General features: G+C 30.3%; 6 protein-coding genes. All 6 read left to right on the top strand.

The window, feature by feature from the left end; genetic code table 11:
- Positions 1 to 137 (top strand): N-acetylmuramoyl-L-alanine amidase (locus AB2369_RS11970; protein ID WP_367666706.1); only part of this gene is annotated, 137 nt, incomplete at its 5' end.
- An 81-nt stretch (positions 138 to 218) separates the two neighbouring features.
- Entirely contained in the window at positions 219 to 1,040 is an 822-nt protein-coding gene (locus AB2369_RS11965) for a Cof-type HAD-IIB family hydrolase (protein WP_089867574.1), read from the top strand.
- A 76-nt stretch (positions 1,041 to 1,116) separates the two neighbouring features.
- On the top strand, positions 1,117 to 1,584 hold the full coding sequence (locus AB2369_RS11960) for a tRNA (cytidine(34)-2'-O)-methyltransferase (RefSeq protein WP_089867576.1): 468 nt from the start codon (positions 1,117 to 1,119) through the stop codon (positions 1,582 to 1,584).
- A 16-nt stretch (positions 1,585 to 1,600) separates the two neighbouring features.
- Entirely contained in the window at positions 1,601 to 2,443 is an 843-nt protein-coding gene (locus AB2369_RS11955; protein ID WP_095177216.1) for a DegV family protein, read from the top strand.
- 96 nt (positions 2,444 to 2,539) lie between these two features.
- Positions 2,540 to 3,619 carry a BMP family protein gene (locus AB2369_RS11950; RefSeq protein ID WP_367666705.1) on the top strand — a complete coding sequence of 360 codons (1,080 nt, stop codon included), beginning with the start codon at positions 2,540 to 2,542 and terminating at the stop codon, positions 3,617 to 3,619.
- A gap of 63 nt (positions 3,620 to 3,682) precedes the next feature.
- Positions 3,683 to 4,210 (top strand): ATP-binding cassette domain-containing protein (locus AB2369_RS11945; protein WP_367666704.1); only part of this gene is annotated, 528 nt, incomplete at its 3' end.

Raw genomic sequence — 4,210 nt, 5'->3', positions numbered from 1 at the left:
GTGATGTACCTTGTGCTTTAGTAGAATGTGGTTTTATAACTAATCAACAGGATAGAAAAAGATTAAGAGATGATAAGGTATTGAAAAAAACAGGTGTAAACATTGCCAAAGGTATTATAAATTATTTAAAGGAATAAATTAAGATTATATAAAAAAAGAAGATTCAATTTTTTTGATATAATGATTATATATAAATAAAATAGGAGAGGATGTTTTAAGTGTCATATAAACTAATATGTATTGATATAGACGGAACATTATTAAGAGATGATAAAAAATTAAGTAAAAGGAATATAGATGCAATAAAGGCTGCTACTAATAAAGGTGTTCATGTAGCTATAAGCACAGGAAGAATATTTCCTTCAGCTAATTATTATGCTGACTTAATAGGGGTGAAATCACCAGTCATAGCTTCAAATGGAGCATATATTAAAAATAGCAGTGAAGATAAAGTCATATACGAAAAACCAATGAACTTAGAAAAGACTATAAGAATCATAGAGATATTAAGAGAATATAAATTACGTCCACATTTTAATACACCTAATAAAATCCTCACAGAAGACTTGGAGTTTTCAAATAAGGTCTATTCTAAAATGAATGAGGTATTATCAGAAAATAATAAGGTGGATATAGAATTAGTAGATACTTGGGAAAATGCTTTAAAGAAATATGAACATAAGGTATTAAAGGGTATAATTGTAGATAAAGATATAAACAAAATAAGAGAAGTTAAAGAAATAGTTGCAAAAGAAGAGGGTATAGAGGTTGTTAGCTCCTACAGCAATAATTTTGAAGTTATGAGCAAAGGTATATCTAAAGGAAATGCTGTAAGTATTTTATCAGATATGCTAGGAATAGAAAGAGAAAATGTAATGTGTATAGGAGATAGTGAAAATGATTTATCTATGATAAAATTTGCAGGATTAGGAGTAGCCATGGGAAATGCAGCAGAATGCATAAAAGAGAATGCAGATTATATTACAGATATAAATAATGAAGACGGAGTTGCAAAAGCTATAGAAAAATTTATACTTTAAAACTTTACTATTTTTAAATAATAGAGTAAGATATGTTATGTAATTTTAATTCCTTGTGTATAAGGGGGAGAATATCTTGAATTTAAATATAGTTTTATTTCAACCAGAAATTCCACAAAATACAGGCAACATAGCCAGAACCTGTGTTTTGACAGAATGTAAACTTCACTTAATAAAACCATTAGGTTTTAGTTTAGATGAAAAGCATTTAAGAAGAGCAGGGCTGGATTATTGGCCACAACTATCATTAGAAATACATGAATCCTATGAAGACTTAAGAGAAAAATATAAAGATGGCAGATTTTATTTTTCTACTACTCACGCCAGTAAATATTATAATGATGTGAAATTTCAAGAAGGGGATTTTATAGTTTTTGGAAGGGAAACTTCAGGGTTACCAGATTATATAAGAGAAGGTAATAAGGACACATGTATAAAAGTACCTATGATAAAAAGTAGCACAAGGTCCTTGAATCTGTCTAATACTGTAGCTATAGTAACCTATGAAGGGCTAAGGCAAATGAACTTCCCCAACATGAAATAGGAGGGGGTTTCAGCTTATGAATAAAATTAAAATAATAACAGATAGTACCGCAGACTTATCAAAAGAAATAATAGATAAATATGATATAGAAGTTATTCCTTTACTAGTAAACTTTGGGGAGGAAAGTTATAAAGATGGTGTAGATATAAATACATCAGAGCTTTTAAGAAAAATGGAAAGTTCTGATGAGTTTCCAGGAACAGCTCAAATAACTCCTCAAAGATTTATAGAATATTATAAAAAATATTTGGACGAAGGATATAAAATAATTTCTCTTCATCTGTCATCTAAAATGAGTGGAACATATCAGTCAGCTTGTTTAGCAAGGGAAATTTTAGAGGCAGATGAAGCCATAGAAATAATAGATTCCCAAAATGTAACTTCAGGTTTAGGATTACTTGTTATAAAGGCTGCTAGACTTAAAGAAGAAGGTTTTACATTGGATGAAATTTCAAAAGAAGTAAAAAGGACCATACCCCATATAAAAAGTGGACTTGTTTTTGAAGAATTAACTAATTTAGTTAAAGGAGGAAGACTTTCAAAAACAGCAGGGGTTGTTGGAAATATTTTAGGTATAAGACCAATACTAACAGTAAAAGATGGAGAAATGGCAATATTAGATAAAGTCAGAGGAAATAAAAAAGCTATAAGATATGTTATGGATTATATAGAAGAAATAGGTATAAAAAAAGATGAACCATGTATACTTTTACATATAGAAAATGAGGAAATAAGAATTGCTTTAGAACAACATTTAAAAGAAAAAGAGCTGCAATTTATAGAATGTGAAGTTGGATGTGTGGTTGGTGTACATTCTGGTAATAGAGCTTGTGGAATATTTTTTATAGAAGATTATTAATAACTAACAAGAAGGAAATATTATTTTTATGTAGAAATATTATATTGCTAGAAGAAATTATATAATTTAACATTAAAATTAGGGAGGAGTAATCAAATGAATAAGAAAAAGGTTGTAGCCCTTTTATCAGCAGCAATAATGACTGTATCATTATTTGCCGGCTGTGGTGGAGGAGAAAAGAAGCCTGCTGAAGGTGGAAAAGAACAATTAAAGGTTGGTCTTGTAACAGACCAAGGAGGAGTAAATGATGGTTCATTTAACCAATCAGCACATGAAGGAATCTCAAAAGCAGAAAAAGAATTAGGAATAACACAAATAAATGCTATAGAATCAAAGCAACAAGAACAATATAACCCAAACTTAAAAACTATGGCAGGGGAAGCTGATTTAATTGTAGGCTGTGGATATATGATGACTGATGCTATGGAAAACGTATCCAAACAAATAGGAGAGAAAAAGTTTTTAATTGTTGACTCAGTTGTAAAATCACCAAATACTTTATCTATAACTTTTAAAGAAGAAGAAGGATCATTTTTAGCTGGTGTTATAGCAGGTAAAATGACAAAGACTAATAAAGTTGGATTTATAGGTGGAAAAGAAAGTGAAGTTATAAGCAGATTTGAAACAGGATTTGCAGCTGGAGTTATGTCAGTTAATCCAGAAGCCGGTAAATTATTAAAACCTGTTAATGAAAAAACACCAGGAAAGAATGTAAAATATGTAGACTCTTTTGATGACCAACAAAAGGGAATAGAAGCTGCAAAAATGCTTTATAATTCAGGTTGTGATATAGTATTCCATGCAGCAGGTGGAGTAGGTCTTGGAGTATTTAAGGCTGCAAAAGAAATGAATAAGTGGGCAATAGGAGTTGACTCTGACCAAGCAGCAGCATTACCAGAATATAAAGATGTAATACTTATATCCATGGAGAAAAAAGTAGGAGATGCTGTTATAGATACTATAAAGAGCATTCAAGAAGACAAGTTCGAAGGTGGAAAACATATAGTTCTTGGAATAAAAGAAGATAGAGTTGGAATAGCACCAACAAAACATCCAGACCTTACTAAAGAGGCAGATGAATTATCAGAAAAATACAGAGCAGCTATAAAAGAAGGTAAATTTAAAGTTCCAGGAACAAGAAAAGAACTTTTAGACTTTAAAGCTCCAGAAATTTAAATTTAAATGGAAGCTAGGTGCTTTTGCATCTAGCTTTTTTAATCAATAGGAAGGAGGAACCAAATGGATAAAGTTGTTGAAATGAAGGGAATAACAAAGATTTTTCCCGGAACTATAGCTAATGAAAATGTAGATTTTGAACTTAAAAAAGGTGAAATTCATGTTCTTCTAGGTGAAAATGGTGCAGGTAAAACAACTCTTATGAATATACTTTATGGACTATATCAACCTGAAGGTGGAGAGATTTATATAAAGGGTCAGAAAGTAGAACTAAAAAATCCTAAAGATGCAATAAAATTAGGAGTAGGAATGGTTCATCAACATTTTATGTTAGTTCATAATTTTACAGTGGCTGAGAATATGATTTTAGGTCAAGAACCTAAAAAAGGAAGTTTTAAAATAGATATAGAGAAAGCCAAAAAAGAAACTAAAGAATTAGCAGATAAATATGGATTTAATATAAATCCTGATGATGTTATAGAAGATATAACTGTAGGTCAACAACAGAAGGTTGAAATATTAAAAGCACTTTATAGAGGAGCAGAAATACTAATATTGGATGAACCAACAGCGGTATTAACACCACAAGAG

This window comes from Clostridium sp., from assembly GCF_040797585.1.
GTDB lineage: Bacteria > Bacillota > Clostridia > Clostridiales > Clostridiaceae > Clostridium_Z.
Note: the sequence above shows the minus strand (reverse complement) of the source record. Positions and strands in the feature narration are given on the sequence as shown.

What these genes read in the sequence shown, in the direction of transcription:
- AB2369_RS11955 (WP_095177216.1), top strand. Translation starts at nt 1,601, where the DNA reads ATGAATAAAATTAAAATAATAACAGATAGTACCGCAGACTTATCAAAA.
- AB2369_RS11950 (WP_367666705.1), top strand. Translation starts at nt 2,540, where the DNA reads ATGAATAAGAAAAAGGTTGTAGCCCTTTTATCAGCAGCAATAATGACT.